Here is a 346-nt window from a genome sequence, read left to right on the forward strand (position 1 = left end):
CAAGGCTGCCGGCTTGCTGCGTGTCGCGGCACCGGTCGATTTCGGCGCGGCGCGTCTGATCGAACCGGTCACGGCCTTCAGGGCGAAATGTCCCGAAGTGGAAATCCGGCTGGAGCTTGCCGATCGCATGGTCGATCTGGTGGACGAGGGCTATGATCTGGGTGTGCGCATCGGTCATCTCACCGACTCCTCGCTGATTGCCAAACGCCTCGCGGGCGCCTGCATGACCACGCTCGCCAGTCCGGACTATCTCGGCGAGCACGGTGCCACCGTGCACCCCGACGATCTGTCGCGCCATCTGTGCATCATCGACCGCAACAAGCCCGCGCCCAACCAGTGGCGCTAC

At 65.0% G+C, this 346-nt stretch carries 1 protein-coding gene; it reads left to right on the forward strand.

Annotation, left to right across the window (positions count from 1 at the left end):
- On the forward strand, window positions 1-346 hold a 346-nt coding region (locus E5162_RS14210), incomplete at both ends, for a substrate binding domain-containing protein (RefSeq protein ID WP_194088098.1).

The organism is Marinicauda pacifica, from assembly GCF_004793635.1.
GTDB lineage: Bacteria > Pseudomonadota > Alphaproteobacteria > Caulobacterales > Maricaulaceae > Marinicauda > Marinicauda pacifica.